Below are 26,069 nucleotides of genomic sequence, written 5' to 3'. Positions count from 1 at the left end.
CGGGTGGGATCCGCACGTACCCCCGAGCGTGAAGGACGGCACCGGTAGGCTGACGCGGTTCCCGATCGACCCCGCCGAGCCAGCCCGACGGAGACCGTGAGTACTACTGCCGCCTCCACCAGCCATCACCTCTCGCCCGCCTTTCCCGGCCGGGCGCCTTGGGGTACCGCGAGCAAGCTGCGCGCCTGGCAGCAGGGCGCGTTGGACAAGTACATCCAGGAGCAGCCGCGGGACTTCCTCGCGGTGGCGACCCCCGGGGCCGGGAAGACCACCTTCGCCCTGACCCTCGCCTCCTGGCTGCTGCACCACCACGTCGTCCAGCAGGTGACGGTCGTCGCGCCGACCGAGCACCTGAAGAAGCAGTGGGCGGAGGCCGCCGCGCGGGTCGGCATCAAGCTGGACCCGGAGTACAGCGCGGGCCCGCTGGGCCGGGAGTACCACGGGGTCGCCGTGACCTACGCGGGCGTCGGCGTCCGGCCCATGCTGCACCGCAACCGGATCGAGCAGCGCAAGACGCTGGTGATCCTCGACGAGATCCACCACGCCGGCGACTCCCGCTCCTGGGGCGAGGCATGTCTGGAGGCGTTCGAGCCGGCCACCCGGCGGCTCGCGCTCACCGGCACCCCGTTCCGGTCCGACACCAACCCCATCCCCTTCGTCACCTACGAGGAGGGCAACGACGGCATCCGGCGCTCCTCCGCCGACTACACCTACGGCTACGGCAACGCGCTGGCGGACGGCGTCGTGCGCCCCGTCATCTTCCTCTCCTACAGCGGCAACATGCGCTGGCGCACCAAGGCGGGCGACGAGATCGCGGCGCGGCTCGGCGAGCCGATGACCAAGGACGCCGTCTCCCAGGCGTGGCGCACCGCGCTCGACCCGCGCGGCGACTGGATGCCGAACGTGCTGCGCGCCGCCGACCAGCGGCTGTCCGAGGTGCGCAAGGCCATCCCGGACGCGGGGGCGCTCGTCATCGCCTCCGACCAGGACTCGGCCCGCGCCTACGCCAAGCTGATCCGCGAGATCACCGGCACCAAGGCGACGCTGGTGCTCTCCGACGAGGCGGCGGCGTCCCAGCGGATCGAGGACTTCAGCCACTCCGACGACCGCTGGATGGTCGCGGTCCGCATGGTGTCGGAGGGGGTGGACGTGCCCCGGCTGGCGGTCGGGGTGTACGCGACCACCATCTCCACCCCGCTCTTCTTCGCCCAGGCCGTCGGCCGCTTCGTACGGTCGCGGCGGCGCGGCGAGACCGCGTCCGTCTTCCTCCCCACCATCCCGATGCTGCTCGGCTTCGCCAACGAGATGGAGGTCGAGCGCGACCACGTCCTGGACAAGCCGAAGAAGGAGGGCGAGGAGGAGAACCCGTACGCGGAGGAGGAGAAGCTCCTCGAGGAGGCCGAGAAGCAGCAGGACGAGGACACCGGCGAACAGGACCAACTGCCCTTCGAGGCACTGGAGTCGGACGCGGTCTTCGACCGGGTGCTCTACGACGGCGCCGAGTTCGGCATGCAGGCGCATCCGGGCAGCGACGAGGAGCAGGACTACCTGGGCATCCCGGGGCTCCTCGAACCCGACCAGGTGCAGATGCTGCTCCAGAAGCGGCAGGCCAAGCAGATCGCGCACAGCCGCAAGAAGCCGGACGCGGAGGCGGACCTGCTGGAGCTTCCGGCGGAGCGGCGGCCGGTGGTCACCCACAAGGAGCTGCTGGAGCTGCGCAAGGAGCTCAACTCGCTGGTCGGGGCGTACGTCCACCAGAGCGGAAAGCCGCACGGCGTGATCCACACCGAGTTGCGCCGGGTGTGCGGGGGCCCGCCGAGCGCGGAGGCGACGGCGGGGCAGATCCGCGAGCGGATCAAGAAGGTCCGGGAGTGGGCTACGCGGATGCGGTGACGCGCAAGCGCTGAGGCGCGGATCTTTCCCCTCCCCGCCCTGGACCCCGGGGTCCTTCACTGCCCCGAGCAAGGGGCGACGGGGAATGCCCCAACCGTTCTCGGCGGGCCGATCCGATGCTGATCGACGTGCACCGGTTCGAGGCACTGGTGGCCCAGGCCCGCGACGCCGCCGACGACCCGGCCCGCCTGGCCCTGCTCGACGAGGTCCTGGCCCTGCGGCGGGGGCCGGCACGGCCGGTCAGATCGGCCGTGCTGGGGTGGCGGTTGTGGGCGGCGCTGACTGGGCCGGACGCGCCAGTGGGCTGGTGGAGTTGGACGCGGTGCGGGTGTTCCTCAGAGCCTCAGCGTCAGGCGGGGCTGTTGCAGGAGTCGTTTGGCTTCTCGCAGACCGCTGAGCCAGGCTCCGTCGACAATGGCGAAGTCGGTGTGGGTGGCCTCGCCGGCGAACAGGACGCGTCTGTGAGGTGCCTGCAACGCGGTGAGGTCGGCCGTGAACTCTTCGCTGGTGCTGTCGCGGGCGATGCTGGAGTAGCAACCGCGCAGGTAGGGGTCGACGGCCCAGGAGGTGGCGACCGCTGCAGTCGGTTCGGGGGCCTTACCGCCGACGGCTTGGTCGATGATCGACCGGACCTGAGCGATCCGATCCTTTTCGGGGAGGGCGGCGACCTTGGCGGCCGGTGAACCCGGGCTCAGGGCAACCATGACCGGGCGCTGGTACCAGGCGGACATGTCGAGGATCAGCGGCCAGGCGCGCCCGGGGTCAGCGACGATGATGTGGTGGGGTTTCCCGTCCGGCCATAGCGGGCGGGGGTAGCTGAGCGCGACCTTCTCGAAGGATCCGAAGCCCATCCGGCTGATCGCCGTGGCCTTGGCGGCAGGCAGGGCGGGCTCGAAGGCGATGGTGCCGCTCTTGAGAACCCCGAGCGGCACGGTGAGCAGGACGTGGCTGGCCTGTAGTTCGCCGCGGTCATGGACGACGGTCACGCCGTCGGCGTGCTGGTGGATCTGCTGCACCGGCGTGTTTGTCCGGAGGTCGAGTCCGGCGGTCAGGGATTGGACCAGGGGCCTGTACCCGCCCTTGGGGAACTTGTCGTGTTCCTCGGCGCCTTCGCTCACGAATCCCACGAAGTTTGCTAAGCCGAGATGGTTGGTGTCGACGCCGTCGTACAGGCTGAGCAGGGCCTCCACCGTGACCGCCGCCTGCCTGGAGCTGCCGTCGGCGAGACCGTCGATTCCCTCCTGCAGGGAGATGCGGTTGCCCTGCTGGCGGGCCAGGCGCGGAAGGCCGTCGGCGAGCCGGTGCATCAGGTCGGCCATCTCGTCGCTCAGCGCCGGGTCGGGGAACCGGCCGGTGGCGCGGTTCAGCACGTCCGCCGTGCTCACCAGTTGGGTGATGGCCGCGGGCAGCAGCGGCGTCGCGAGGTCGGAGAAGACCGGCAGCAGCGGTGAGCCGTCGCCGTTGTGCACCCACGCCGCGCCGAGGTCGACCGGGACGCCATCCAGGTCAACGGTGTGCAGCCGCCCGCCGACCCGGTCGCGGGCCTCCAGGACGGTGACCGCGACGCCGGCCTGGTGAAGAGCCTGGGCGGCGACCAGACCGGCGATCCCCGCGCCGATGACGACCACCTTCGTGACCGTGCCCGCAGCTGCGGCGGGCACCTGGGAGGTGCCGTCGTCCAGGGCCAGGCGCTGGCCAGGGCTGGCCTTCGACTCGCCCGCCGAGCATCCGACCAGTCCCAGTCCTGCCGCGGCCACAGCGGCCGCCAGCAGCGACCGCCGGCCGAGCTGCCCACTCTCGTATTTGTTCATCATCATGATGATTAATATATACTCATGTCTCGTGGAAGCCAAGCCTGATGTGCACAGCCGCCGCGGACGTCCCGACATGGCCGCAACCCGACGGCAGCAGATCGTGAGTGCGTTCCTCGCCTTGATCGGCGAACGGGGGTTGGCGTCGGTGAGCCTGGACGACGTCGCGGCCGCCTCGGGGGTGCAGCGCTCGGTCATCCGCCACTACATGGGCAACCGGACACAACTCGTGCACGAGGCCGCCGCGACCCTCATCGACACCTATACCGGCCTGATCAAGACCGCGATCGGTGAACAGCCGAGCGTGCAGCAGATCATCGGCTACCTCTTCAGCCGGGAATGGGGATCAGAGGATGACCTCGATCGCGCCTTCGACGAGCTTTTCAACGAGGCCGCGCGCGACCCCGCCCTCCGTAACCGGCTGCATGACGCCTACGCCCAGATGACCGACGGGCTCGCCCAGGCCATCCGGCGCGACCGCCCCGCAACGTCGGCCGCGTCGGCAGAGCGCATCGCTTACCAGATCGTCTGCCTGGCCGAGCACAACACGACCATGCAACGCTTGGGATTCCCTGCCGAGCAGGCTGCGGCGATACAATCCCTCGCCCATCGACTCGCGACCGAGGGATGACAGCGCGGCAGCCGGGCTGCCGGGCTGCCCTGCAACCTGGCGACGCGCCGGCGTCAGCCAGGCGCCGTCTTCATCCACCCAACTAGGACATCGACCTCCGAACCGGTCGCCCGCTCCCAGTCGATGTCTACCATCCACAACACCCTGAACCAGCGCAGCAGATCGTAACCATAGCTGCGTCAGGTCAGCGGGCTCATGTCGCTCAACGCCAGGTCGCGCAGGTGCCGACTGACCGGCTCGACCTCCTCATCGGCGCTGTCGAGGACCACGAACGGAGGGAACTTCCCTGCCGCCTCTGTAACGGACCCGGCACGCCGTAGGTGCGTTCGGCCTTCCATGAGCCGCCTTCGCAAGTCCGGCATACACCGACCCTTCCATCACGGATGATCACTCATCCTTGATCAACCTGAGTTGGCGCAGTCAACTGAACAAGGGCGAAGCCCGGACACCTCCTGGCGTGTCAGGGGGGGCGGCGCCCTCCCCGCCCCTCCTCGCGGCGTCGATGTGCGGCTCCGCCGCGTGGCAGGGGCTCCGCCCCTGGGTCCCGGGGGTTTGGGGGCGAAGCCCGGACACCCCTTGGCGCGCTGGCGCGCCAGGGCGGCGGGGGCCCGCCGCCCTGCTCCTTCCTGCGGCATCGGGCCTCGCCCAACTGGGCTCGGGGGCTGGGGCGGGGCCCCAGTTGGGGGAAGGGGCGGGGAGGGGGGCAGCCCGCCGCAGGCGTCCCGTCCCCTGCAACCCCCTTTCGAAAAATTTCATGAACCGGTCGCAGGCCCCCCTCATGAAACCGAGCAAACCGGGACGGTTTGGGGCGCTCTCCTGGCGCACGCTTCGGCAGCTCCGCTCGGATTCTGGACAAACCCTTCCGCAAAGCGGACCGGCTCGCTAGCGTTCGGGCACGCACACGCCCCGTGGCAGCGCCGCCGCGGAGCGCAGCCGGTGCGTGACCACCGCGACCGGCGGCCTCTTCGCGCGCCGTCGTCGGGACCGGCGGGGCACCGCACGAAGAGCCGCCACTCATCACCGAGGAGGGGGCGTCGTGACCGCGGAGACCTCTCAGACGCTCGACCGGGGACTGCGCGTCCTCAAACTGCTCGCCGACACCGACCACGGGCTGACCGTGACCGAGCTGTCCAACAAGCTCGGCGTCAACCGCACCGTGGTCTACCGGCTGCTGGCCACCCTCGAGCAGCACTCCCTGGTCCGCCGGGACATCGGCGGGCGGGCGCGCGTCGGGCTCGGGGTGCTCCAGCTCGGCCGCCAGGTGCATCCGCTCGTACGGGAGGCGGCGCTGCCCGCGCTGCGCTCCCTCGCCGAGGACGTCGGCGCGACCGCCCACCTCACCCTGGTCGACGGCACCGAGGCACTCGCCGTCGCGGTCGTCGAGCCGACCTGGACCGACTACCACGTGGCCTACCGGGCCGGATTCCGGCATCCGCTCGACCGGGGCGCCGCCGGGCGCGCGATCCTCGCCGCCCGCGCCGGCCGCCCCGACGACCCCGGGTACGCCCTCACCCACGGCGAACTGGAAGCGGGCGCGAGCGGCGCGGCCGCCCCGCTCATCGGGGTGACGGGGATAGAGGGCAGCGTCGGGGTCGTGATGCTCTGCGACTCGGTCCCGGAGCGCGTCGGCCCCCGGGTGGTCGACGCGGCCCGAGAGGTCTCGGACGCCCTGAGGTGAGGGCGCGCCGCGGGCGCGTGGCGCCCGGGGGCGGGGTGGCGCCTCATCCGTCCCGGTGGTCAACTAGATTCGCACCATGCCTGCCGTCTCCCCCCGCGCCCGCATCCTCGCGCTCTGCTCCGCGCCCGTGCTCGCCCTGCTCGCGGTGGCCGCGTTCGCGCCGCTGCCGTTCACCGTGGCCCAGCCCGGTTCGACCGTGAACGTCCTGGGCTCCGACCACGGCAAGCAGGTGATCAGCGTCTCGGGGACCGGGACCCGCAAGACCGCCGGGCAGCTGCGGATGACGACGATCCTGGCGACCGGCCCGGACGCCACCGTGCGGCTGAAGGACGTGGTCAGCGGCTGGTTCGCCACCGACCGCGCCGTCATGCCGCATGACTCGGTCTACGTCGGCGGCACCACCAAGGAGATCGAGCGGCACAACGCCGACGAGATGCGGGCGTCCCAGTCCTCGGCCACCAGCGCCGCGCTCGGCTATCTCCACCGCTCCCCGCGCGACGTCAAGGTCACCCTGCGCCTGGCCGACGTCGGCGGTCCGAGCGCCGGGCTGCTCTTCTCCCTCGGCATCGTCGACAAGCTGGACGGCGACGGCCGCGGCGGCGATCTCACCGGCGGCCGGACGATCGCGGGCACCGGCACCATCGACGCCAAGGGCAAGGTCGGGGCCGTGGGCGGGGTCCCGCTCAAGACGCAGGCCGCCAAGCGGGACGGCGCCACGGTCTTCCTCGTGCCCAAGGCCGAATGCGCCGACGCCACGGCCGAACTGCCCAAGGGGCTGCGGCTGATCCCCGTCACCACCCTCAAGGGTGCGGTGACGGCTCTGCGGGCGCTGCGGTCGGGCGGCGCGGTCCCGCACTGCTGAGCGGCGCCGCCACGCTCTCGTCCGCTGCGGCCCCCTTGTCCGCCGCCGTCCCCTCGTCCATACCGCGCCAGGCCGGGAAGACCAGCGGGCTGAGCGTGGCCAGGAAGTAGACACCGCCCGTCACCAGGAAGGCGGCGGTCAGCCCCACCCCCTCCACCAGGCACCCGGCCGCGAGCCCGCCGAGCGGCATCACCACCCACACCCCCGCGGTGAGCGCCCCCGAGACCCGGCTGCGCAGCTCGTCGGGGACGGCCTCGTACGTCACCGTGGTCAGGATCGGGTTGAGCATCCCCGCCGCGACCCCGCTGATCCCCATCGTCACGGCGAGCGGGGACACCCCGGGCACGAACGCGGCGATCAGGAACCGCGGCAGCCCGCACACCAGGAAGCTCACCGCGAAGACGGTCCGGCGCGGAAAGCGGTCGCCCACCGCCCCGTACAGCAGCGCCCCCACCAGCGCCCCGCCGCCGAACAGCGCCGTGAGCAGCCCCAGTTGCACGGACCCGCCCAGGTGGCGCTCGGCGTGGACCGGCAGCAGTACGGAGGACAGACCCTGGTCGAGACCGTTGGTGACCATGACCATCAGCACGATGGCCAGCAGCAGCCGGTGGCGCAGCAGGAAGCGGTACCCCTCGCCCAGCTCCGCGCGGTAGGCGCGGGCGGACACCGGCACCACGGGCGTGCGCGGCGCGGCGGCGGGCAGTCCGCGCAGCCCCGCCATGATCAGCAGCGCGGACGCCGCGAACGTGGCCGCGTCCAGCAGCAGTACCGACGGCGGGCCGAGCAGCGCGATCAGCAGCCCGCCGAGCGCGGCGCCCAGCATCCGGGCCCCGCGCGAGGCCCCGTCGTAGAAGCTGGCCGCGCGGCTGAGGGTGGTGCCCGCCCGTTCGGCCAGCGCGGGGACGAGCACCTGGCGGGCGGTCTCGCCCGGCGCGTGGAGCAGTCCGCAGAACGCCATCAGCGCGCACAGCTGCCAGAACCGCAGCAGCCCGGCGAAGTGCAGCACCGGAATCGTGGCGACGGCCACCCCGCACAGCGAGTCGGAGGCGATGGAGACCCGGCGGCGGCCGATCCGGTCGATGACCGGCCCGCCGATGACGGCGGAGACGACCACCGGCAGGGTCGCGCAGAAGGACACCAACCCGGCCTTGGCGGCGCTGCCCGTGGTCTGCAGGACGAACCACGGGACGGCGATCAGGGTGAGGGAATTGCCCGCTATGGAGACGGTGTTGGCGGCGAGGACGAGAAGGAGTGGTCTTCGGCCGCCGCCTCGGCCCGCTGTTTTGTGTAAGCCCATGTCAGTGGTCGAACCGGGCGGTCAGACCGGATTGCGGCAGCCGCGGCGTGGCCAGCCGCAGCCCGACCTCCACCAGCGTCCAGCCGACCCGGGCACGCAGCGCCCGGGCGCGGGCGGGGCGGGGGCGGGGGCGGGACGCCTCCCGGGCCTCGTCACGCAGCCGCTCGGCGCGTATGTGGTGCAGCCACAGATGGATGTCGTCGCCGTACATGTGTGGTTCCCCCCAGGGATCGGTCAGTCCTCGTCGCGCGGGAAGGCGTGCAGATGGACGCGGTACGGGGCGGAGCCCTCGGTGTCGCGGTCCACCTCCTTCTCGCGGTAGCTCTCGATCAGTTCGTGCACCTTGTCGCGCATTTCGCGGGCGAGTTCAGGGGTGAGGCGCATGTAGAAGTCACTGAGGTCCGAGGCCGCCCGCCATTCCCCCGACCAACCGTGCAGGGAGCCCAGAAAGGTGGACATCTCCTGGGTGTGCTGGGTGGCCACCTCGTGGAGCGCGGTGTTCATCGCTCCTCGTACGGCCGGGTCGGGGTGGGCCAGGAACTTGTCGGCGTTCCAGCGCGTACCTCTGTGCACCGCCTTCCACCACCGCTCCCGCCCCTTGCCCCGCTCCGGGTCGTCCTCGACGAAGCCATGGGCGGCCAGCTGACGCAGATGGTAGCTCGTAGCGCCGCTGGACTCGCCCAATCTGTCGGCCAGTTGGGACGCGGTGGCCGGTCCGTACTCGCGCAGTGCCCCCAGCAGACGTATCCGCAGCGGATGCGCGAGCCCGCGCAGGGAGCGGGGGTCGAGCACCCGGACATCGTCGGGCGCAGGCTGTTCGTTCTCTGCCATATGCGGAGCCTAAGCATGCAAAGATGTGCTTGCAACACTTTCTTTGCAACTGAGTCTTTGGATCCGCTTCAGTCCCGCGCCGCCTGCCGCACCAACGGAATGACCCGCAGCGGCACCGGGTTCTCCATCACGATCGTCGTCGAGGCCCGGACGATCCCCTCGAACCCCACCACCAGGTCGATCACCCGCTGGAGATCGGCGTTGGAGCGGGCCACCAGCCGGCACAGCATGTCCCCGTGGCCCGTCGTGGTGTGCAGCTCCAGCACCTCGGGAACGGTCGCCAGATGGGCCCGTACGTCCGGCCCCTGCCCCTGCTTGATCTCCAGCGTCGCGAAGGCGGTGACCGGATAGCCGAGCGCCGCCGGGTCCACATCGGGGCCGAAGCCCCGGATCACCCCCTGCGCCCGCAGCCGGTCCAGCCGCGCCTGCGCCGTGCCGCGGGCGACGCCGAGGCGGCGCGACGCCTCCAGCACCCCGATCCGCGGCTCCTCGGCGAGCAGCTCGATCAAGCGGGCGTCGAGCCCGTCGATTCCCATGCGGTCCCCCTCCAGGTCCCGGGCCTTCTCTCGAGGCGTTCTCTGTGACGGTAGTCACTCTGTACAGGATGCGCTGCCTCATCCACCCGTGGCTATACACACTGACCAGCGATTTCGCGAAGTGTTGCGCACCTTGAGCCCCCGAGGGACGCTTCGAAGTATGACTGAGACGACAGAGATGCTGCAGCAGGGGGACGCACGGCACGCCGACCCGTTCCCCGTGAAGGGGATGGACGCGGTCGTCTTCGCCGTCGGGAACGCCAAGCAGGCCGCGCACTACTACGCCACCGCCTTCGGCATGAAGCTCGTCGCCTACTCCGGTCCGGAGAACGGCAGCCGGGAGACGGCCAGTTACGTCCTCGTCTCGGGCAGCGCCCGCTTCGTGTTCACCTCCGTCATCAAGCCGGTGAGCGCCTGGGGCCGCTTCCTGTCCGAGCATGTCGCCGAGCACGGCGACGGTGTGATCGACCTCGCGGTCGAGGTGCCGGACGCGCGCGCCGCGTACGCGTACGCCCTCGAACACGGCGCCACCGGGATCGAGGAGCCGCACGAGCTCAAGGACGAGCACGGCACGGTGGTCATGGCCTCGATCCGCACCTACGGCGACACCCGCCACACCCTCGTCGAGCGCACCGGCTACTTCGGCCCGTACCTGCCCGGCTACGCCGAGGCCGAGCCGATCGTCGCCCCGCCGGCGCGCCGGAACTTCCAGGCCATCGACCACTGCGTGGGCAATGTGGAGCTCGGCCGGATGGACGAGTGGGTCCGCTTCTACAACGACGTCATGGGCTTCACCAACATGAAGGAGTTCGTGGGCGACGACATCGCCACCGAGTACTCCGCGCTGATGTCGAAGGTCGTGGCGGACGGCACCCGCAAGGTGAAGTTCCCGCTCAATGAGCCCGCGGTCGGCAAGAAGAAGTCCCAGATCGACGAGTATCTGGAGTTCTACGGCGGTCCCGGCGTCCAGCACATCGCCCTCGCCACCAACGACATCGTCGGCACCGTGCGGGCGATGCGCGCGGCCGGGGTGAGCTTCCTGGACACCCCGGACTCGTATTACGACACCCTGGGGGAGTGGGTCGGCGACACCCGCGTCCCGCTGGAGACCCTCCGTGACCTGAAGATCCTCGCCGACCGCGACGAGGACGGCTATCTGCTCCAGATCTTCACCAAGCCGGTCCAGGACCGGCCGACCGTCTTCTTCGAGCTGATCGAGCGGCACGGCTCGATGGGCTTCGGCAAGGGCAACTTCAAGGCGCTGTTCGAGGCGATCGAACGCGAGCAGGCCAAGCGCGGCAACCTCTGATCGCCACCAGGCCGAGCGCGGCAACCTCTGACCGCCACGCGGGGCGGCCCGGGACCTGCGGACCCGCCCCGCACGGCCGACCCCCGCACGGCCGACGCCCGCCCCCGCACGGCCGCGCCCACACCCGCCCAATTCCCTGCACATGCGCCCACACTCCCGTGCCCTTGCGCCGCTGGTGCCAGAAAAAGCGAACACCTGAATGGGAGCGCTTTCCCAGCGTCTACACTCACGGCGATCTGTTCACTCCAACACGGCGTGATCACATGGGAGTTGTTGAGTATCAATGCACACGGAAAAGTACGCTGCGGGCCGTTTGACCAGGCGTAGGTTCGCCCTCGGTGGGGGAGTCGCCGCGGCCGGCGCGCTCGGCGCCTTCGCCGCCCGCGCGGGGGCCGCCACCGTGGCGGGCGGCCGGTTCGACCTGTCGGTGCCCTCCACCCAGCTGATCCGCGAGAAGACCCCGCACAACTCCACCGTGCTGCAGTCCTTCGCGTTCGACGACGTGGGTGGGCACGTCTACACGATCCAGCTGATGGAGGGCGGGATCCGGCTCAGCGGGGAGTCCGCCCCCGTCTCCGGCGCCGACCGCGCCGCCCACGGCGACCTGTGCGTCACCAAGCTGTCCCTGGACGGTGCCGAGCTGGGCTCGATGTACCTCAAGGGGTTCGGGCACGGCGTCGCCATGGGCTGCGAGCCGGTCGGCTCCACGGCCTATCTGTGGACCGAGTCGGACGCCAACCCCGACTCCGGCTACGGCCGCGCCATCAGCCGCTTCAAGTTCGCCGATGGCACGGTGCTGTCGTCCGGTTCGTCCTCGCTGGTCAAGCACCGCCCGGTGGCGGGCTCCACCAGCAACCAGCCCGCCGTCGACATGCTCAACCGCCGGCTGCTGCTGCGCTACCGCCTCGGTGGCGAGGTCCGCTACCGGCTGATGAGCCTGTCCGGGGTCAGCGCGGGCGACTACACGGCCGTGTACGACGACATACCCCAGACCGGCGTCGAGGACGACGAGGTCTTCCAGGGCTTCACGGTCCTCGGCGACTACGTGTACCAGCTGACCGGCACCGCCTACACCGGCGAGGACGGCGCCAACCCGCCCTCCGGCCACGGCAACACCTACGTCTCCTGCGTCGATCTGCGCACCGGCGAGCTCGTCCAGCGCGCCCGTACCGAGGCCGCCTACTCGCTGAGCTACCGCGAGCCCGAGGGGATGGCCGTCCAGCTGTCCAGCCCGCGCCGGCTGTGCATGGGCTTCGCCTCGGGCGCCGCCGGGGACCGTAAGGTCAGCGTCTACTACAAGGCGCAGTAGCGGAACACGGCACCCCTCCGAGGGGCCCTCCTCGCGGTCATCCGTCCGCTGCAGCGATCTTCCCCGGGCGCTCCCCGGGTGCGAGTCTGGAGATATGACGGACCTCATCGAGCTGCTGCGGGAGGGCCTCCCCGCGGAGGCGGTGCTCACCGACCCCGATGTGACCGGGGCCTACGCCAACGACATGGCGAGCTTCTGCGAGGCGGGCGCGCCCGCCGTGGTCGTCCTCCCGCGCACGGTCGAGCAGGTACAGCACGTGTGCCGCACCGCCACCGCGCTGCGCGTCCCGATCGTGCCCCAGGGCGCGCGCACCGGCCTGTCGGGCGCGGCCAACGCGTCCGACGGCTGCGTCGTGCTGTCCCTGGTCAAGATGGATCGGATCCTGGAGATCAACCCGGTGGACCGCATCGCGGTCGTCGAACCGGGCGTGATCAACGCGACCCTGTCCCGCGCGGTCATGGAGCAGGGCCTCTCCTATCCGCCGGACCCCTCCAGCTGGGAGCAGTGCACGATCGGCGGCAACATCGGCACCGCGTCCGGCGGGCTGTGCTGCGTGAAGTACGGCGTCACCGCCGAATACGTCCTCGGGCTCGATGTGGTCCTCGCCGACGGCCGGCTGCTGAAGACCGGCCGCCGCACCGCCAAGGGCGTCGCGGGCTACGACCTGACCCGGCTCTTCGTCGGCTCCGAGGGGAGCCTCGGGATCGTCGTGCGCGCGGTCCTCGCCCTCAAGCCCGCCCCGCTCGAACAGCTCGTGCTCGCCGCCGAGTTCCCCTCCACCGCGGCCGCCTGCGACGCCATCTGCCGGATCATGGAGCGCGGCCACGCCCCCTCGCTGCTGGAGCTGATGGACCGTACGAGCGTCCGCGCGGTCAACGCGATGGGGAACATGGGCCTCCCGGAGTCCACCGAGGCCCTGCTGATGGCGGCCTTCGACACCCCGGACCCGGCCCCCGACCTCGCCGCCGTGGCCGAGCTGTGCACGGCGGCCGGTGCCACGGAGGTGGTCCCGGCCGAGGACGCCGCCGAGTCCGACATGCTGCTCCAGGCCCGCCGGATGACGCTTCCGGCGCTGGAGGCGGTCAAGGGCGTCACCATGATCGACGACGTCTGTGTGCCCCGCTCCCGGCTCGCCGAGATGATCGACGGCACCGCCGCCATCGCCACGAAGTACGGCCTGACCATCGGCGTCGTCGCCCACGCCGGGGACGGCAACACCCATCCCACGGTGTGCTTCGACCCCGCCGACCCCGACGAGTCCCGCCGCGCCCGGGAGTCCTTCGACGCCATCATGGCGCTGGGCCTGGAGCTCGGCGGCACCATCACCGGGGAGCACGGCGTCGGCGTCCTCAAGCGGGAGTGGCTGGCGCGGGAACTGGGCCCGGTGGGGGTGGAGATGCAGCGCGGTATCAAGCAGGTCTTCGATCCGCTGGGCCTGCTCAACCCCGGCAAGCTGTTCTGAGGCCGCCCGGACTGTTTCCGAGGCCGCCCGGACCGTTCTGAGGCCGCCCGGACCCGGGGGGGGTCCGGACGGCCTCGGTCTCAGCGGCTGATCAGCCTCAGCACCGGATCAGGCCTTGGCGGCTGATCACGCCTTGAGCGAGGCGATGTCGATCACGAAGCGGTACCGCACATCGCTGCTCACCACGCGGTCGTAGGCCTCGTTGATCTGGTCGCCGTTGATCAGCTCGATCTCGGCGCCGAGCCCGTGCTCGGCGCAGAAGTCCAGCATCTCCTGCGTCTCCCGGATGCTGCCGATCTTCGACCCGGCCATCGACTTGCGGCCCATGATCAGCGAGAACTGGCTGAACGCGCTGGGGTTCTCCGGCGCGCCCACGTGCACCAGCGTGCCGTCCAGCTTCAGCAGCGACAGATAGCCGTCCAGCGGGAGGTTCGCCGAGGTCGTGTTGACGATCAGGTCGAAGGTTCCGGCCAGCTCGGTGAAGGTCGCCTCGTCGCTGGTGGCGTAGAAGTGGTCGGCGCCCAGCCGCAGCCCGTCGTCCTTCTTGCGGAGCGTCTGGCTCAGCACGGTCACCTCGGCGCCCATGGCGTGGGCGATCTTCACGCCCATGTGGCCGAGCCCGCCGAGGCCCACGATGGCGACCTTCTTGCCGGGACCGGCGTTCCAGTGGGCCAGCGGGGAGTAGAGGGTGATCCCGGCGCACAGCAGCGGGGCGGCCACGTCCAGCGAGATCCCCTCGGGGATGCGCAGCACGTAGTTCTCGTCCACCACGATGTGGGTGCTGTAGCCGCCGTAGGTGGGGGCGCCGTCGTACTCCTTGCCGTTGTACGTCTGCACCTCGCCCTTGAGGCAGAAGTGCTCCTCACCGGCGAGGCAGTTCTCGCACTCGCGGCAGGAGTCGACGAAGCAGCCCACGCCGACCCGGTCGCCCACGGCGTACTTGGTGACGGCGGGGCCGACCTCGGCGACCACACCGGCGATCTCATGGCCGGGCACCATCGGGAAGAGGGCGGTGCCCCACTCCTCGCGGGCCTGGTGGATGTCGGAGTGGCAGATACCGGCGTAGGCGATCTCGATCAGCACGTCGTGCTCGCGCAGGGCGCGGCGCTCGATGGTGGTCCTTTCCAGCGGGGCCTTCGGGGCGGGGGCCGCGTAGGCGGTGACGCTGGTGGTCATAACTGTGTCTCCCTGTGACGAACTAGGAAAAAGGGGATGGGTGAAGGGAAGGGGGAAGTACGGAGGGGGAAGAGGGGAGGGTGTGCGGGGGAAGGGGGTGAGGTCAGGGGGAGCGGTCGGAGGACGGTCCCCTCGAAGGACGCGCTTCGGACGAGGGCGCGGACGGACCGGACGAGGGCGCCGAAGGATCGGCCGACGGAGTCGCGGTCCAGCTCGCCAGCAGCCGCAGGGCCGCCTCGGAGGGGGAGCCGGGCTCGACCGTGTAGATGCACAGGGCCTGGTCGGGATCGCCGGGCACGGTCACGTTCTCGTAGGCCAGCGTCATGTCCCCGACCACCGGATGGTGGTAGAGCTTGACGCCGTGGGTCTTCTCCCGCACGTCGTGGTCGGCCCACCACGTACGGAACTCAGGGCTCTTGATCGTGAGCTCGCCCACGAGCTCGGTCAGCCGGGGATCGTCGGGATGCCGCCCGGCCTCCAGCCGGAGGGACGCCACCATCTCCGCCGCGACCGTCTCCCACTCCGGCCACAGCGAACGGGCCGCCTCGTCGAGGAACATGAAACGTGCCATGTTCCGCTCGTGGTACGGGAGCGCCTCGAAGTCGATGATCAGCGCCCGGGCCAGCCGGTTGGAGGCCAGGACATCGCCCCTGCGCCCGAGGACGAAGGCCGGTGAGACCCCGTCCAGCGTGCGCAGCAGCGCGTGCACCCCGGGTCGCACCCGCTGGGGGCGGGGCGGCCGGCGGCGCACCGTGCGCCGGGGGCGCGGCCGGGTCAGCTCGAAGAGGTACGCACGTTCGGTTTCGTTCAGCTGAAGAGCGCGGGCCACGGCGTCCAGCACCGTCTCCGACACATTGAGGTGACGGCCCTGCTCCAGACGCGTGTAGTAGTCCGTGCTCACCCCGGCCAGCTGCGCCAGCTCCTCGCGGCGCAGCCCCGGCACCCGACGGGGGCTGTCGTTGCTCACGCTCACGCCCGCGTCGCCAGGACTCAATCGTGCCCTGCGGCTCCGCAGGAACTCACTGAGCTCGGTGTTGCGGTCCATGGGTTCCAGTATTGGCAACGGAAAAGGCATCTGAGCGTGCCAGAGTAGGTCTGCTGAACCTAGGCCGGGCGGGGCCATGCGGGCCGTCGCCGCTCGCATGGCTTCGTGGCGCTCGCACGGGAGAGTGGTGGCGGGAGCGGTGGGCTGGTGCCCGCGGGCCGGTCTGATAGACCTTGACCGCGCGCTCCGGGTTGCACTGCGGCTCCTGTACGGCAAACTGCTTACGCCCCACCCCCACCGCGAGGCACCGCAAAGGCGCAGCGCAGTACAGCACGGCCGAGCAGATATGGGACATCGGAGATCATGAGCGCCCCTACCTCAGGATCCGCGGACGGCAGCTCCATCCCTGGCTTTTATCCTGATCCTTCGTACGCCTAACCGGCTATTTTCTGAGACCGCTCTGACCTGCGGATATGAGAAGGGGCGCCCCGTGGGACGCCCCTTTTGCTGCTGCCGGGCTCGTGTGGCCGGTGCCTGTTGATCAATAGCTCATCGTGTCGTTCCCTCGGTGGCGTGCCGTTTCCTGTGAGCGCTCGTGCATGATCACGTAGGGGCGTACCAGCGGCCCTGCTTGCACAAGTGGTTCCACGCTGGCGGCTACGCGTGGCAGTCGGAGCGTGTCATCGAGCCGTGGAGGCGGTGGAGCGGGCTTGTCGGCCCTGGGCGGGGTTGTCATGCGTTTCGTGGCTGCATGGCGCCCTCGGGGCCGTCGGGCGAATGTCGTGGTGATCAGCATCACCAGGATGCCGAACCTGAATCTGGGCTCTGCCATATGCGGGCTACTTGATCGGGCAGGGGTCGTCACAGTCCTCGTCGCAGACATGTGCCTGCCTTACGTATCGGTCGGCAAGGTGACTTTGCTGTGCGACCTGTTGTGCCTTGCGCCCTGGGGCTCGGCTTGCTTCGGTCTTGGCAGCCTTGACGGTAAACCTCTTGTTGCTGGCCACTTTCTTCCATCTCCGTTTTTGCTAGTCGGCGGGTGTCATTTGGGTGACCGAAACTCGCGTGCAATTCCATGAGCGTCAGCATCATGAAAATCTGGCGAGTGTCGCGTTCTTGGTGCGATTCCAAGAGCTTGTCTCGCAGTGAGGCGCATAGGTTGCATGAACTGGGATCTACTGGTCCGCTTCTTGGTTTGAGCAAACCTACCCATTGAGGCACTGGGAATTAGCCTTTCGGTGGTACCCGCTCCTGCCGGGAAAACGAATGCCAAGGTTTGGGGAGCCCCGAATTCGATGCGTCCGGCAGGAGCGGGCGCTATTCGGCGAGACAGCCGGGGCAGTTAACGGTGCGTGCCCACTGGCGTATCCTTCCGGTCTTCCCGCATTTTGTTTTCCCGTCGCGCATCTTGTGCACGGTCTTATCGCTTTCCTGAAGCGTCACCGGCACCCAGATTTCCGGCGTTCCGAGAGAAGGGGGTATCGTCGGCCGATTCCCTTGGTCAGAGTGTTCAGATTGCGAGAGGTCGCTGATACCGACAAAACGGTAGCCGCGAAGTGCGTGACGGTACGTGTCATGCAGGCTCTTGCAGTCCGGACATTCATCCTGCCCTTTGGGCGCCGAGCACAAAGCGGCGTGGCCAAGATACGCGCGCCAGGCTTGGTCTACTTCTGTCCGTTTGTCGATGTTCTCAGGGAGGAGCATTTTCCTCCCTCACAGTCGCCCGGTCATGGCAAGGGTAATGATCCCCGCGATGAGCATGAATCCGACCAATACCACGACCACGCCGCTGACCGTTTCCCGGTCTACGTGCTTCACGATGCACCTCCCATACGGTGCGCCGCGATTTCCCTACTGCGGGAAGTGACCTTCCAGTCGTTTCCTAAGGCCCTCGCGGCTTCCCGTTCTCTGGCCAGCGCCCCGCATACTTCGCAGCCTTCTACGGGGGCCGGTTCCGGAACGGGAGCAGGCAGAGGGACCGGAGCTGACCTGGTGTGCTCGCTCGTCACTACTGCTCACCCCCTTACGTCTCGTTCCTGAGTGACGAAACGTTAGGGAGCGACTATGGGAATGTCTGTGGCAGTTTGACTATCCGTCAGTTAGAAGTGCCACAAGTGATCGTTTAGAGGTCGAGATGTATGGCTGTCGCCATGTCGCGCATCTCGCTGGTTAGCGTCCTGCGCCCCTCAACGATCCGGCGCATCACCGTACGGGCGTACGTCTGGTTGGGGAGCCATTCCGGGGAAGAGGCTCGAATCTCTGACAGCTTGTCGAACGCTTCTGCGTACTCGCCCGTCTTCACGTACGCATCGGCCACGTCCAACAGGTGGCGATTCCTGTTGTTGCTTGTCGCCCTGAGTGTCGATACAGGGATCTTTTGAGCGAGGCGGAGCACAACGTCTGGCCGATTCGTGACGCTGGCGTTCTCGGCCGTCTTGAGTTTGACCGTGGTGGGGCCAAAGGTCATGAGAAAGTCATTCTCTGGCGTGTGCTCGCGGCCGAGCATGACTGCGGCTCCCTGGGCCAGTCGCATTGCGTGCTCAGCTGTATCCGGTTCTTGATTTCGCACTGCTGCGGCTGAGAGGCGAAGGAGCATCCAACCCCAGGTGCTCAGTTCTGCTGGCGTCGCGCGGCTTGGCCGTGGTTCGATTTCGTCGGCCCACTCGACAGCGAGGTTTAGCGCGCTTTCCAATTTGCCTTGCCGGAGTAGCAACCAGCATTTGATGTTCGCTGTTGCCGCACCATCCATGGGATCGGCTGCGCCATCCATTGCGCGCTGAAGGGCTACGTCAGCCAGGTCAAACTGGCGCGTTGCCACCATGAGCCATCCGGATAGCTGCAAGAGCCTTGCGCGGATGCTACGTCCCTCGGTCCCGAGGGCATCGGCGTCCCGAAGCATTCCGGGTAGCACTGTGGAAAGCTCGCCGAATTTGTCTTTCGCGAAGAGCGGTACGGAGTCATCAAGCGCCCTTTTGACCCCGGCTATGGTGGGCGGCTCGTCGTCTAGTTCCCGGGGCGGTGGGGGAAGTACGAGCGCACTCCTGACGGCTTCCCATCGCTCTTCGGTGCCGACCACTGGCCCTTCAGCTTTGGGGCCGTTCATGAGCTGCGTGGTGGTGACTTGAAGAGCGGCGGCGAGCATGCGCAGCGTCTCCATTCGGGCGGTGGCCCGATCGCCTTGCTCAAGCTTCCGGATGATCGAGATTGATACGCCAGATGCCTTGGCCAACTCGCCCTGCGTCAGGCCTCGTTGCTTCCTCGCGGCTTTCAACGTCTTGCCCACATTGCCCATATGGCCAGGGTAGGGCCTAGCCACTGAGAAGCGATACGTCAAGAGGGGCGCGACCTTGAATCCCATGAAGATCAGTAATTCGGGTGATGGGTGCTCGCCCTTCTCGATACATGGTTGACCGTGCCTGAGCGGTGGTCGCATGCTGGCAACTCATTGGGACGAGTGACGACCAGACGAGTGGTCGGCTCTCTTCGAGTAGAGAGGCAGTGATCATGTTCTATTGGCGGCCGGGGTTGGTGATGTGGTTTCTCGTGCTGGTGGCGTTAATGGGGCTGTGTGGGCATCCGGGGGTGCGGTAGCGGTGTCCTCACAGAAACCCTCTCTTTCGGGCTCAACGTGCACAGACCGTACGCGTGTCGCGTCGGATGGTAGTGATGTCCGAGTGTCGTACGTGACAGGAGTGATGTCGGTCATATTGGATCGTGTGTGCGGGGCTGGATGTCGGCCTGGGGAGGTGACCACTGCGGTGGGCGATCGTGACCCTGAGTGGGATGAGCATCAGCGGCCGCAAGAGGCGGAGCAGCCGGAAGAGGTTGTATGGGTGCCGGAAGCTCGGTACGTGGCGGCGTGGCGCGAGGCTCGGGACGCAACGGATGCCCTGACTGACGCGCTGGCTGCCGTGGACGGTGGGTGTGTGAGCAGAGGTGATGTGGTGCTGACACCGAGCACGGATGGCGTGGGTCGGCCCGTGGTCAGGTTTGCGGGTCGGGCCAGTCCCGAGGCGGTACGGCGGGTGGCTGATGTGCTCAGGCGCGGCGCGGGGGCGCAGCCTGGGCGGTCGGCTGGTTGTTGATTGAGCGCGCGGTGCTGGATCGGTGCAGGTGGGCACCGCCGCCGGCCGTAGCGGCTTTTTGGGCGGGAGCTGCCACGGGGCGAGAGAACAGGGGGCCTTACGCTGGCCCGGCGAATCGGGCGGGTCTGTGATCCTGCCCGCGTTTGCGACCGATCGGCCCCCTGTTCTTAGAGGCTCGCCCCGTGGTGGCTGCCTAAAAAGCCGCGTAGGCCGTCGGCCCCAGCCACGACGCATCAGCCCTGACGGATGCTGCGGAGTGCCCCTTGCTGCGGGGGCAGATGGCTTGGAGCATGGCCAGAGACCGAACGACATAGGGAGGTCGGCATGAGGTTCTTCGGTGAAAGGCGCAAGCCAGAACGGCCGTTACGGACTCGTGGGCGCGGCACGGTGCGAGTCGAGAAAGACAAGCGGGGCCGTGAGTGGGTGACGTGCACGGGGTGCGGCCGCCGCAAGATGAATCCCGGCTTCGCGCCATCTCGGTTCGCTGCCCGCGACCACGCGGACACGTGCACCTGCTGAGTGGCATGTGTCCGGCGCGGAGCCTGGTGAGGGCTGCTAGGCGGGACAGCTGAGCGACACCTGGAACGGGCTGGTCGGCGCGGTGGCTCATGGAAGCCGCGGGACGGATCCGCCTGTCCGCGAACGCATGAGGAAAGCCCCCGCGCGGCATGCGGGGGCTTCTTGCTGATCTGGGGCCGAGTGCGTGTGTCGGGCGGCGGGGCGTCCGGACGGACCGGCCGCTAGGCCGCAGCCGTCCGGGGCGGCCTGGCCGCCCGGCGCGCCGCTAGGCGCGCCCTTGAGTAAGTAAAGAAGATCTAGACGCGTTAGCCGCGCTTGGGCGTTGTTGGGGTGATGCGGTAGCTGAGGCTGGCGGACTCGGCGCTCATGCGCAGCTCCTCCACGAGCAACGCGCGGCCGTTCTGGTCCTCGGTCACGCGGTGCGTGATCAGGATCGTGTCGGCCATGCCGAGGGCGGCTTGCTCGTCCGGGCGCGCGGATCGGGCCGTCACGTTCTCCCAGAAGGAGAGCGTGTGTCCGGCGGCGGTGAGCATGGCGTACAGCTCTTCGGGGTGGGCGTCGGGACGTTCCGCAAGGGCGGGTACCTCGTCGGCGATGTCGAACGGGATCACGCTGAGGGCGGCGGCCCGGACTCCGGTGTCTTCATCGATGATCAGCCGTTCCGCCGTGAGAGTGTGGATGGCGCCTCGGCCGATGAGACGGGCGATGATGCCGCGTGCGTGGCCGCGCGTGACGGTGACTGTCTCGGCCTTGGCGAACCCTGGATGGCCGAGCTCCAGCCGCTTGCCCTTGCGGATCAACGTCCGCTTGATCGCGTGGGTCTGCTCGGGCTCCTGGCGGACGTAGGTCCCTTTGCCCTGCTGGCTGACCGCAAGTCCCATCCGGCGTAGCTCGGCAACTGCCTGGCGCACCGTGTTGCGAGAGACGGCGTATCGCTCCAGCAACTCCGTTTCGGACGGCAGTTGGCTGCCTGGGGGATAGTCGCCCTCTTCGCCCTCTGCGATGGCGTCGGCCAGGATCCGCGCGAGCTGGCGGTAGCGGGGTTCGCTGTGCAACTGCTGGGCGTCGGTGCTGTGGCTGCGTCCCGGCATGGTGCGTGCTCCTCGGGGTCTGGCCCGGCTGGGCTTCGGCTCGGTTATGGAGGTGGGGACGTGCACTCATCAGAATAAGTGCTTGCCCTATGCGGTCAAGATGCCTCATGCTCACTCATTGGTACGAGTAATAACCGGATGAGCTGATGGAGGATGGCCGTGTTCCAAAACCTCACTCCCGCTGACCGTGTGGCGGATGTGCATCGCTGGGGCGGTCCCGTTACGGCCGCTCAGCGTGCAGTCGCGACTGCTCTGCTCGTGGACATGCTCAAAGCCGCTGAGCGACATGGTGTGACCCTCGCCGACTTCGATGCGGTGGTGGATCTGCCGGGCGGCTGCCTTGACGTGGTGCTTTCGAAGCTCGGTCGCTGACGCGTGGCGGGGCCGGTGAACGAATCCCGGCCCCTCGTCAGCTCCATACCGGTGTGCTCATGAGATCTAGGAGAGAGGTGAACTCTGTTGCAAACCATCCCTGTGGACGTGGCGCGTCTCGGTGCACTGATGTGCGTTGTTCCGCCTGAGCCTCGGGTGAATCGAGAGACAGGAGAGATCCGCACGGATCGGGAGGGACGGCGGCTGTACGTGGTCGGCGTCTCGGTCCGTCAGCCGGAATCCCGGCGGGCGGATGTCATTGAGGTCGTCGTGCCGGGCGAGGCTCCGGCCGTCGCGGAAGGTATGCGGGTCTTGATTCAGGACCTGGTCGCGGTGGCCTGGGAGATCGACGGTCGGCGCGGCACCAGTTACCGCGCTGTGGCCATCACCCCTGCGGAGAGCGGGGGGAAGGCGGCGCCGGTCGCGGGCCGGGCCAAGTCTGGCGGTGACGGGTGATGCCTGATCCGTCCGAGCTTCGACTGGCCGCCGTGGACTGGACAGACCTGCGGCGGCACGTGCGGGAGCTGGCCAACCAGATGGACCGGGCCGACTTCGACCAGATGGACGCGGGTGCTCGTGAGCGGCTGGCGCGGGTCGCGCTGGCGGTCGCGAATCTCGCTCAGACCATGATCGCGCGCTCTGGAAGTGGGGGGTACAAGTGGTGGACTCGTCCGACGTCGTAGTGAAGCGCCTGATGCAGAATCTCCGCCTGCTGAGCGGTTGTGATGACCTGCTGACGGCCATGGAAGGCGGCTCGCTGGTCGCCGAGATCATGGCACTCACGGCGCGCACTGCCCAGCAGGCCGCCAACGATGCGCGAACCATGCTCCTGACGCTCCGTCAGGACGCCAGTGGTGACCGGGGAGGTGATCACTGATGCCGTGGGAGCTGACGGTCTGGCTGCTCCTCCTGCTGGCCTTCGTGACACAGGCGCGCTGGGAACATCGGCTGCCCTCGATGCCTCGTGGGCTGCGCCGGTTGGGAGCGCTGCCGTGGCGGTGGTACCTGGGTGGCTTCCCTGCTGCGTGGTTCAGGATGCGGTTCACCTGGCGCCGGTTCACCAGGAACGCGGACCTGGCGGTGCAGCGTCAGCCGCCGCGTGCTCTGGTCGGTCGCGAACTGATCGTGATGGGTCGGGCAGTGCGGATGATCCCGCCCCGGCTGGGGCTGCCGCGTCCTACACGAGACGGCCTGGTCGTGCGGGTGCAACTGCATCCCGGACAGACACCGATTCCGTACATCGAAGCGGCACCAGCCATGGCGCACGCCTGGCGGATGCATGCCGTTCGCGTGGTCTCGTTTCGGCGGGGTGAGGTGACGATCACTGCCACCTGGCGAGACCCCCTGACCGATGAGGGCACCGAGCCGAAGCGCTACCCGGGGCGGATACTTGCCGCACAGGTGGGCCGTACAGAGCTGGGCATGGGCTGGACTCTCGACATGCGGCAGGTGCCGCACTGGCTGGTGGTCGGCGCGACCCAATCCGGGAAAAGCACCCTGCTTGCGTCCCTGGTGGCCGAACTCGCACCGCAGCCGGTAGCGCTCGTCGGGATCGACTGCAAAGGCGGCATGGAGCTGTCGCTGTTCGAGCGTCGGCTGTCCGCGCTGGCCTGTAGCCGGACAGAGGCGCTGGCGCTCCTGGTGGCGCTCCTCGATGAGGCGCAAGACCGCATGGCCGTCTGCCGTAGGGCTGGTGCCCGGTCCATCTGGGAACTGCCTGAGCACGTGCGGCCGGTGCCAGTCGTGCTCCTGGTTGATGAGCTGGCTGAGCTGTACCTGGTCGATGGTTCGCGGGTCAGTCGGCAAGAGGCGGCCGAGTGCTCAACGGCTCTCCTCCGGCTGGGCCAGCTCGGGGCGGCCCTGGGCATCCATCTCGTGGTGGCCGGGCAGCGCATGGGCTCCGAGCTGGGGGCCGGGGTAACTGCTCTGCGCGCTCAGCTCGGCGGCCGTATCTGCCACCGAGTGCATGACCAGCAGACCGCAGAAATGGCCCTGGGTGACCTGGCAGAGGACGCGGTCGTAGCGGCCCAAGTGATCACTGAGGAAGAGCAAGGGGTCGCCATTACGACGGTAGGCGGCACCTGGTCCCGTGTGCGGTCCCGACTGACCACTACCGCCGATGCTCGGGAAATCGCGGCGCGGTATGCCGATCGGACACCGGATATGCCCGCGCTGGTACGGGCCATGGACGCAATGAATAAGGAGGTGGGCGGAAATGACTGAAGCACAGGCAATGCCAATCGCAATCGCCGTTGGTCTGCTCTGCATTCTGATCCTCCGGTCCCGAGAAGTCGTCTGGTGGGTCGGCGCGCTTTTCTTCCTCTGGGGATTCACCATGGCAAGCACCACTCCGGGGCTGACCATCACGGACTTCTTGCAGTGGGCGGTCTACCAGAAATAACTGTCCCAGGGAGGGAGCAAGATGCCTCACCTGTATGTGAGGTGCCGTGCCTGCGGTCGGCGGCGCCAACGCACTCGGGGCGGCCGTCTGAGGCGGTGTCGCTGCTGTCGGCGTCGTCCGCCCGGGGGCTGACGCCTGATAGCTGACCGTGACGGCCGGCGCGAACCCAGCGTGACAATCCCCAGCTCAAACCCTAGAGGAGCAATGCCCGTGTACCTGACCACTGACCGTCTCTCCGCCATGGCGGCGGACTACCGACGAGAAAGGGCACCGCCGCATGACGTCCCCTTGGGACACCCCTCGTGCCCGGCGCTCCGCACTCGAAATCGCGGAGCGCCTGCGCACGCTCTCAGAGACTGAACGCGACATGATTCGACTGGTCGGCACCCCCGGTTTTCGGCGGTGGCTCGATCAAATCCACAACATCGGCGGCTGCGCTGACCCCATCTACCTAGCTGGGCAGACGACAACCCGCAACGCTGTCACAGGTGCCGTAATGCGCGTCTACACCACCGCTGATGAACCGGGCGGGGTGTTGGCCCTGCGGTGCGGGAATCGGCGTGAGTCACGCTGCGCGCCATGCTCGCGTATTCACGCTGGCGACACATTTCATTTGGTGCGGGCCGGGCTCGTGGGCGGCAAGGAAGTCCCTTCGACGGTTTCCGGGCATCCTCGACTGTTCGTCACTCTGACAGCGCCTGGATTCGGTGCCGTACACAGAACCACAGACTCAAGGGACCGAAAGTGCCGTGCTCGACGCGACGGCGGGGAATGCCCGCATGGAAGGCCGGTCGGCTGTAATCAGGTTCATTCCGAAGCTGACCCAAGAGTCGGACAGCCGATATGTAGTCGGTGTTACGACTACGCGGCCCATGTGCTCTGGCATGCAAAGGCAGGGGCGCTCTGGAATCGGACCACGATACTGATCCGGCGTCACCTTGCAGCGGCTATGGGAATTACACAAAGAACACTCAATTCCCATCTTCGCGTCTCGTTTGCCAAGGTGGCCGAATACCAGAAGCGTGGAGCTATCCACCTGCATGCCGTGGTGCGTGTCGATGGCCCTTCCGGGCCCGAGGACCCTCCGCCTGCTGCGGTCACGGCGGAGATTCTTGAGTCGGTCGTCCGGAGCGCTGTAGAGGCGGCAGAGACCCGTACGCCATACGCCCCGGGCCTGGGGGAGCACGTCATCCGTTGGGGCGCTGAGATCGACGTACACGCGATCCACAGTGCGCATTCGGAGGTTGACGGCATGCCGGTGACCGATGAGGCCGTTGCGGCGTACATCGCGAAATACGTGTCCAAGAGCGTTGGGGAAGTGGGAGGCACTGACCGGCGCATCACGTCCGCAGATGAGATCGGTCGGCTGCGGGTCAGCCCCCATGTGCGCGCCCTCATGGGCACCTGCTGGCGCCTGGGCGGCGTAGTCGAGCTGGCCCCGCTGCGCCTGCGTCTGTGGGCTCATGCACTCGGCTACCGGGGCCACGTGCTCACCAAGTCGCGGCGCTACTCCACTACCTATGAGCAACTGCGCGCCGTCCGTGCTGAATACCGAAAGACGAAAGCGGCTGGCGGCTCAGTTACGACTGATGTGCCTACGGAAATTGAGTCCGCGTGGAGATACGTGCGGTCGGGACATACACCCGCTGAGGCAGAGATAGCAGCGGGTGTTTCGCAAGACCTTTCCCGCAACCGTGACGTAGGCCGCTCTGAGCTAAGTAGTGAAGAGGGAAGGCGGGGTTATGACTGAGCGGCACGGCAGGCTCAATCGCAATGATCCTGCCGTGCGCGCTTGGGTGGCTCGCCATTTGGCGCGTGCTC

General features: G+C 68.3%; 24 protein-coding genes. 14 read left to right on the top strand and 10 right to left on the bottom strand.

The annotated features are described in order from the left end of the window. Positions 1-96: 96 nt before the first annotated feature. On the top strand, positions 97-1,893 hold the full coding sequence (locus IEJ02_RS16790; RefSeq protein WP_191065632.1) for a DEAD/DEAH box helicase: 1,797 nt from the start codon (positions 97-99) through the stop codon (positions 1,891-1,893). Positions 1,894-2,228: 335 nt separating this feature from the next. On the opposite strand, the gene IEJ02_RS16785 is transcribed toward IEJ02_RS16790, so the two are convergent. Further along, the gene (locus tag IEJ02_RS16785; protein WP_191065631.1) at positions 2,229-3,710 is read right to left on the bottom strand and encodes a flavin monoamine oxidase family protein; all 1,482 of its coding nucleotides are present in this window, start codon (positions 3,708-3,710) and stop codon (positions 2,229-2,231) included. A 25-nt stretch (positions 3,711-3,735) separates the two neighbouring features. On the opposite strand from IEJ02_RS16785, the gene IEJ02_RS16780 reads away from it, so the two are divergent. The 3 genes from IEJ02_RS16780 to IEJ02_RS16770 all read left to right on the top strand — a co-directional run bounded on the left by IEJ02_RS16780 (position 3,736) and on the right by IEJ02_RS16770 (position 6,875). After that, on the top strand, positions 3,736-4,335 hold the full coding sequence (locus tag IEJ02_RS16780) for a TetR/AcrR family transcriptional regulator (RefSeq protein ID WP_191065630.1): 600 nt from the start codon (positions 3,736-3,738) through the stop codon (positions 4,333-4,335). 1,036 nt (positions 4,336-5,371) lie between these two features. Next, positions 5,372-6,013 (top strand): IclR family transcriptional regulator, encoded by a 642-nt coding sequence (locus tag IEJ02_RS16775; protein WP_044574552.1) that lies wholly within the window; start codon positions 5,372-5,374, stop codon positions 6,011-6,013. 76 nt (positions 6,014-6,089) lie between these two features. Next, positions 6,090-6,875 carry a S16 family serine protease gene (locus IEJ02_RS16770; protein ID WP_191065629.1) on the top strand — a complete coding sequence of 262 codons (786 nt, stop codon included), beginning with the start codon at positions 6,090-6,092 and terminating at the stop codon, positions 6,873-6,875. On the opposite strand, the gene IEJ02_RS16765 is transcribed toward IEJ02_RS16770, so the two are convergent. The 4 genes from IEJ02_RS16765 to IEJ02_RS16750 all read right to left on the bottom strand — a co-directional run bounded on the left by IEJ02_RS16765 (position 6,814) and on the right by IEJ02_RS16750 (position 9,539). Then, positions 6,814-8,172: an MFS transporter gene (locus IEJ02_RS16765; RefSeq protein WP_191065628.1), complete on the bottom strand. Its 1,359-nt coding sequence runs from the start codon at positions 8,170-8,172 to the stop codon at positions 6,814-6,816. The two genes, IEJ02_RS16770 and IEJ02_RS16765, sit on opposite strands and share 62 nt — an antisense overlap. Before the next feature lies 1 nt (position 8,173). Beyond that, positions 8,174-8,383, bottom strand: a complete 210-nt coding sequence (locus IEJ02_RS16760) for a hypothetical protein (protein WP_191065627.1) — start codon at positions 8,381-8,383, stop codon at positions 8,174-8,176. A gap of 23 nt (positions 8,384-8,406) precedes the next feature. After that, complete coding sequence (locus IEJ02_RS16755; protein ID WP_191065626.1) at positions 8,407-9,003, bottom strand: ArsR/SmtB family transcription factor; 597 nt, start codon at positions 9,001-9,003, stop codon at positions 8,407-8,409. 68 nt (positions 9,004-9,071) lie between these two features. Next, positions 9,072-9,539, bottom strand: a complete 468-nt coding sequence (locus tag IEJ02_RS16750; protein WP_137978173.1) for an Lrp/AsnC family transcriptional regulator — start codon at positions 9,537-9,539, stop codon at positions 9,072-9,074. Positions 9,540-9,699: 160 nt separating this feature from the next. Between IEJ02_RS16750 and hppD the strand changes: the two genes are divergently transcribed. The 3 genes from hppD to IEJ02_RS16735 all read left to right on the top strand — a co-directional run bounded on the left by hppD (position 9,700) and on the right by IEJ02_RS16735 (position 13,619). Beyond that, positions 9,700-10,848 carry a 4-hydroxyphenylpyruvate dioxygenase gene (gene hppD, locus IEJ02_RS16745; RefSeq protein WP_191065625.1) on the top strand — a complete coding sequence of 383 codons (1,149 nt, stop codon included), beginning with the start codon at positions 9,700-9,702 and terminating at the stop codon, positions 10,846-10,848. Between the two features lie 313 nt (positions 10,849-11,161). Further along, positions 11,162-12,157 carry a phage baseplate protein gene (locus tag IEJ02_RS16740; protein WP_223863956.1) on the top strand — a complete coding sequence of 332 codons (996 nt, stop codon included), beginning with the start codon at positions 11,162-11,164 and terminating at the stop codon, positions 12,155-12,157. Positions 12,158-12,251: 94 nt separating this feature from the next. Further along, positions 12,252-13,619: an FAD-binding oxidoreductase gene (locus tag IEJ02_RS16735; RefSeq protein WP_191065623.1), complete on the top strand. Its 1,368-nt coding sequence runs from the start codon at positions 12,252-12,254 to the stop codon at positions 13,617-13,619. 126 nt (positions 13,620-13,745) lie between these two features. On the opposite strand, the gene IEJ02_RS16730 is transcribed toward IEJ02_RS16735, so the two are convergent. The 5 genes from IEJ02_RS16730 to IEJ02_RS16710 form a co-directional block, all read right to left on the bottom strand. Beyond that, positions 13,746-14,795, bottom strand: coding sequence for an NAD(P)-dependent alcohol dehydrogenase (locus tag IEJ02_RS16730; RefSeq protein ID WP_191065622.1), 1,050 nt, complete (start codon positions 14,793-14,795; stop codon positions 13,746-13,748). Positions 14,796-14,898: 103 nt separating this feature from the next. Continuing rightward, positions 14,899-15,840, bottom strand: coding sequence for a helix-turn-helix transcriptional regulator (locus IEJ02_RS16725; protein ID WP_223863955.1), 942 nt, complete (start codon positions 15,838-15,840; stop codon positions 14,899-14,901). Positions 15,841-17,097: 1,257 nt separating this feature from the next. Beyond that, positions 17,098-17,484, bottom strand: a complete 387-nt coding sequence (locus IEJ02_RS16720; RefSeq protein ID WP_191065620.1) for a hypothetical protein — start codon at positions 17,482-17,484, stop codon at positions 17,098-17,100. Between the two features lie 418 nt (positions 17,485-17,902). Beyond that, positions 17,903-19,072 (bottom strand): helix-turn-helix domain-containing protein, encoded by a 1,170-nt coding sequence (locus IEJ02_RS16715; protein WP_191065619.1) that lies wholly within the window; start codon positions 19,070-19,072, stop codon positions 17,903-17,905. Positions 19,073-20,689: 1,617 nt separating this feature from the next. Then, on the bottom strand, positions 20,690-21,475 hold the full coding sequence (locus tag IEJ02_RS16710) for a GntR family transcriptional regulator (RefSeq protein ID WP_191065618.1): 786 nt from the start codon (positions 21,473-21,475) through the stop codon (positions 20,690-20,692). Between the two features lie 159 nt (positions 21,476-21,634). Here IEJ02_RS16710 and IEJ02_RS16705 point away from each other — a divergent pair, with 159 nt between their 5' ends. From IEJ02_RS16705 to IEJ02_RS48600, 7 genes are all read left to right on the top strand, one after another. Further along, a complete protein-coding gene (locus IEJ02_RS16705) occupies positions 21,635-21,847 on the top strand; it encodes a hypothetical protein (RefSeq protein ID WP_191065617.1) in 213 nt (70 codons plus the stop codon). Positions 21,848-21,934: 87 nt separating this feature from the next. Continuing rightward, positions 21,935-22,303 carry an SCO3933 family regulatory protein gene (locus IEJ02_RS16700; protein ID WP_223863954.1) on the top strand — a complete coding sequence of 123 codons (369 nt, stop codon included), beginning with the start codon at positions 21,935-21,937 and terminating at the stop codon, positions 22,301-22,303. Positions 22,304-22,335: 32 nt separating this feature from the next. Then, the gene (locus IEJ02_RS16695; protein ID WP_191065616.1) at positions 22,336-22,530 is read left to right on the top strand and encodes a hypothetical protein; all 195 of its coding nucleotides are present in this window, start codon (positions 22,336-22,338) and stop codon (positions 22,528-22,530) included. Continuing rightward, a complete protein-coding gene (locus tag IEJ02_RS16690; protein WP_191065615.1) occupies positions 22,509-22,724 on the top strand; it encodes a hypothetical protein in 216 nt (71 codons plus the stop codon). The genes IEJ02_RS16695 and IEJ02_RS16690 overlap by 22 nt, the downstream gene beginning before the upstream one ends. A gap of 80 nt (positions 22,725-22,804) precedes the next feature. Further along, the gene (locus IEJ02_RS16685) at positions 22,805-24,070 is read left to right on the top strand and encodes an FtsK/SpoIIIE domain-containing protein (protein ID WP_191065695.1); all 1,266 of its coding nucleotides are present in this window, start codon (positions 22,805-22,807) and stop codon (positions 24,068-24,070) included. Then, complete coding sequence (locus IEJ02_RS16680; RefSeq protein ID WP_191065614.1) at positions 24,063-24,248, top strand: hypothetical protein; 186 nt, start codon at positions 24,063-24,065, stop codon at positions 24,246-24,248. Before IEJ02_RS16685 ends, IEJ02_RS16680 begins: the two co-directional genes overlap by 8 nt. A 277-nt stretch (positions 24,249-24,525) precedes the next feature. Continuing rightward, positions 24,526-25,998 carry a replication initiator gene (locus IEJ02_RS48600; protein ID WP_317985817.1) on the top strand — a complete coding sequence of 491 codons (1,473 nt, stop codon included), beginning with the start codon at positions 24,526-24,528 and terminating at the stop codon, positions 25,996-25,998. Positions 25,999-26,069 lie beyond the last annotated feature (71 nt).

Source organism: Streptomyces sp. 5-10 (assembly GCF_014712245.1).
In the GTDB taxonomy this organism is placed as follows: Bacteria; Actinomycetota; Actinomycetes; order Streptomycetales; family Streptomycetaceae; genus Streptomyces; species Streptomyces violaceusniger.
Note: the sequence above shows the minus strand (reverse complement) of the source record. Positions and strands in the feature narration are given on the sequence as shown.